Origin of the sequence: Escherichia sp. MOD1-EC6098 (assembly GCF_002965865.1) — a bacterium.
GTDB classification, from domain to species: Bacteria; Pseudomonadota; Gammaproteobacteria; order Enterobacterales; family Enterobacteriaceae; genus Escherichia; species Escherichia marmotae.
The window spans coordinates 1-3,612 of record NZ_PTSN01000051.1 but is presented as its reverse complement, the minus strand read 5'-3'; the positions used below and the strand labels follow the sequence as shown (position 1 = coordinate 3,612).

Below are 3,612 nucleotides of genomic sequence, written 5' to 3'. Positions count from 1 at the left end.
ATTACTGTCTGTTTTGTTGTTCTCCTGCTTATGCCTTTTCCGGGCGTCCCCCTGGCGGGGCGGGCTGTCGTGAACGGAGCCAGCGAAGCTGTCTCCGCCCTGGCGGGCTTCCATCCCTGACGCCAAACCCCCGGCTTGCAGCGACCGTTCCGGTCGCGCCGCCTCTGTCGCGCCGTGACCTGCGCTCCCGGCATCCCGGCAAAAGGCCGCCGGGATGTGAGGGGCAACGCCGTTTCGCGCACGCGCTCTTCGTCGTTGCGGCGGGTCCCTGCCCGTTGTTGTGTCCGGTGCCATACACCCGTTTAAGCCCCTGTCGCCGGGGGCAAAGACAGCCACAACCGTCTCCGCCAGTCCAGGGGTGAAATGCACATCCCGCAAAACTTTTTGCCCGGAAGCAGGCAAAAACTTTTGCGGTCTGCCCCCGGACAGTCGTTTCCGGCCGTGGCAGTGATGCCCCTTGCGGCGAAGGTTCTCAAACGGGTGATGGTTAATACCGGAGGGAACAAACGGCAGGTCCCCGCAAAACGTCAAAACCGCGGCTCCCGAAACTCAACGGGTGATGGGGGCTGAAAACATCAACAGAAGGAGGCACATCATGGCAGTTCGTGGCATTAACAAGGTCATTCTTGTCGGTGTGCGCCGTTGAAGCGCGGTGTTTTATGGAGTGTTGCCTGAAAAGCAACATGGCTTAGTGGTATAGCCATTGCATACTGTGGTTAGCCTTGCTTGGTAACAGGCTCGGAGATCCTGAAAAGGAGAGGTGAACATAGCATCCACAGAAAAGGGTGGTGAATATGGAAATCGTTATAAGTATCACCATTCAATGCAAGATGTATATGGATAAACTGGGTTTGTTGAAGTCGAGATCTATGTGGGAAACAGGAAACCAATAACGCAGAACGATTGAAGCGTTATTCCCGTACTAGCACAAGAAATCCGTCCGACGTTGATTGTGACCACTCTAACGGGCCAGCTATTGATGAAATAGTTAAACGATCGAAAGACATCCTAAGTACATCGCATCTCCACACCGTGAAACTACGGGACTACCTAAACTGGATTTATACCCAGCATGGTAGCGGAGTCTCCATAGTACTCAAGGTCGGCCTGTAATGGGTTCCGGCAGTCCGCATTATACGGAAGCAGCAAAGGTATAAATCAACCGGAAGGAAGATGAAAGCCTCACAGTGCTGCGGGGAAGGGAGACAGTTGTTAGATACATCAATCTCTAAGAGGAGGGTTAGCCAATGCTGCCTGATGAACTTGAGAAAAGATTAGATGGAATTGAGGATGCTTCAAAAAAAGGGTATCCAGTACGTAATCTATACAAAATTGCGTGTGAGCCCGGACTGTGGCTGCAAGCCTACGTGAATATACGGGCCAATGCAGGTGCACTGACTCAAGGTGTATCAACAGATACCATTGATGGCTTTTCTATCGAAAGAGCAGAGAAGCTGGCAAAAACATTGCGGAGTAGAGAATACGTAGCGAAACCTGTACGCAGAGTTCAGATCCCAAAAAAGGACGGAAAAACCAGACCGCTGGGGATTCCAGGTGGAGACGATAAACTGGCGCAAGAAGTAGCAAGAATTATTCTGGAAAGGGTTTATGAACCAGTATTCTCTGAACACTCTCATGGATTCAGACCAAAACGTTCGTGTGAAACTGCGCTCAGATCTATTCGTCCAGTCTGGAACGGAGTTAAATGGATCGTGGACGTTGATATCAAAGGTTTCTTTGACAATATCCCCCACAAACTATTGCTGAATACACTGGCAGAGAAAATTAAGGATAAGAATTTCCTGAAATTAATCGAACAGTGGCTGAAGGCAGGATATGTGGACAATTGGAAATACCATCGCTCATATTCTGGTACGCCACAAGGTGGGATAATTTCTCCCTTACTGGCAAATATATACCTCGACAAACTGGACCGTTTTGTAGAACAGAATTTAATTCCTGCATATACAAGCGGTACAAAACGAAGAGCGAATCCAGATATGAACAGGCTGGCCCATAAGATTCATAAACTACGAAAGAAAGTAGACGGTATGGCAACTGATTCTGAATCAGAAAAAGAAGCCATAAAGAAAGAAATTGAACGACTGCTTGAAGAAAAACGTTCTATACCATCTCAGGTCATGAACGATCCAAACTTCAGGCGTATGTACTATGTTCGATATGCTGATGACTTCGTAATCGGTGTCATCGGCTCGAAGAAAGATGCTGAACATATATCAAGACAGGTCAGAAACTTTATTACTACTTCACTGGGATTGGAAGTTAATGAAGCAAAGACCAGGATCCGCCATATCTCAGAAGGAGTTAATTTTTTAGGCTATGAAATCAGACAGGCAGATGCAAAGAAATTGCTGAAGCAGAAAATGCAAGGGCGGCACGCTCTCCGGAGATCCACCACAGGAATTGTGCAGCTCTTCGTTCCTGACAATATAGCCGCTAAATTTTGTCACCAAAAGAAATATGGCTGTTATGAGAATGTGAAGGCTGTACATCGTTCAAGTCTACAAAATCTCAGTGAAGCTGAAATTGTTCTGACTTTCAACGCGGAAATGCGCGGATTGGCGAACTACTACAGTCTGGCGCTGGACATGAAATATAAATTATCAAAATTATATTTCATATGGCAAATAAGCCTTTTTAAGACCCTGGCGAATAAACGACGTAGTTCAGTGAATAAAGTCGCCAAATCGCTACGGCAAAATAATGGAGATCTGGCTATTACCGTTCAGGCCAAAAATGGATCCCGAAAGATTGAGGTTTTCAAACTCAAACATGTCAATCGCAACCGAACAACGATTGTCGATACGGAACCGAGAACCGCACATATCACAACCCGCACAACAGAGATCATGCGTCGATTAGGGGCAAGGATCTGCGAGTATTGTGCGAAGACTGGGCGCTGCGAAGTACATCATGTCAGAAAGCTAAAAGACCTGAAGAAAGGTCGTAAGGCCGGATATAAACCCAGCCTGTGGCAACTAATGATGATCGCACGCCGCCGGAAAACGATGATTTTGTGCGCAAGTTGCCACGACAAGTTACATAGCGGAAAACTACCCGATTTGAGACAGGAAAAGGGAAGAATACTCCTGCAACCACCTGTCTCAAGCGGGGATTCTGCTAAATGAGTTTATCCCCAATAAGCTAGCAATGGAGAGCCGTATGCACTGAAAGGTGCACGTACGGTTCGGAGGGGGGGTAACGGTGATCTAACTCAAGATAAGCAGGACATATTCGCCATTTATCTTGAAAGACCACACGTACCCTACCCTACCGTCTGGGAAAAGATCCGGAAGTCCGTTACATCCCCAACGGGGGCGCAGTGGCAAACCTGCAGGTGGCCACGTCAGAAAGCTGGCGTGACAAACAGACGGGGGAGATGCGGGAGCAGACGGAATGGCATCGCGTGGTGTTGTTCGGCAAGCTCGCGGAAGTGGCTGGTGAATATCTGCGTAAGGGCGCGCAGGTCTACATCGAGGGGCAACTCCGTACCCGTAGCTGGGACGACAACAACGGCGTCACCCGTTACATCACTGAAATCCTTGTTAAAACCACGGGCACCATGCAGATGTTGGGACGTGCCGCAGGTGC

At 48.6% G+C, this 3,612-nt stretch carries 3 protein-coding genes and 2 pseudogenes; 4 read left to right on the top strand and 1 reads right to left on the bottom strand.

The annotated features are described in order from the left end of the window. A pseudogene (locus tag C0K55_RS26825) lies at positions 1 to 294 on the bottom strand (hypothetical protein); the annotation flags it as partial. A 69-nt stretch (positions 295 to 363) separates the two neighbouring features. Between C0K55_RS26825 and C0K55_RS26315 the strand changes: the two are divergent. From C0K55_RS26315 to ssb, 4 genes and pseudogenes are all read left to right on the top strand, one after another. Beyond that, positions 364 to 570 (top strand): single-stranded DNA-binding protein, encoded by a 207-nt coding sequence (locus C0K55_RS26315; RefSeq protein WP_105264094.1) that lies wholly within the window; start codon positions 364 to 366, stop codon positions 568 to 570. Continuing rightward, a pseudogene (locus tag C0K55_RS27060) lies at positions 557 to 634 on the top strand (single-stranded DNA-binding protein); the annotation flags it as partial. The gene C0K55_RS26315 and the pseudogene C0K55_RS27060, both read left to right, overlap by 14 nt. 613 nt (positions 635 to 1,247) lie before the next feature. Next, positions 1,248 to 3,149, top strand: a complete 1,902-nt coding sequence (gene ltrA, locus C0K55_RS25295; RefSeq protein ID WP_000936285.1) for a group II intron reverse transcriptase/maturase — start codon at positions 1,248 to 1,250, stop codon at positions 3,147 to 3,149. Positions 3,150 to 3,298: 149 nt separating this feature from the next. Beyond that, positions 3,299 to 3,612 (top strand): single-stranded DNA-binding protein (ssb, locus tag C0K55_RS25290; RefSeq protein ID WP_123059779.1); only part of this gene is annotated, 314 nt, incomplete at its 3' end.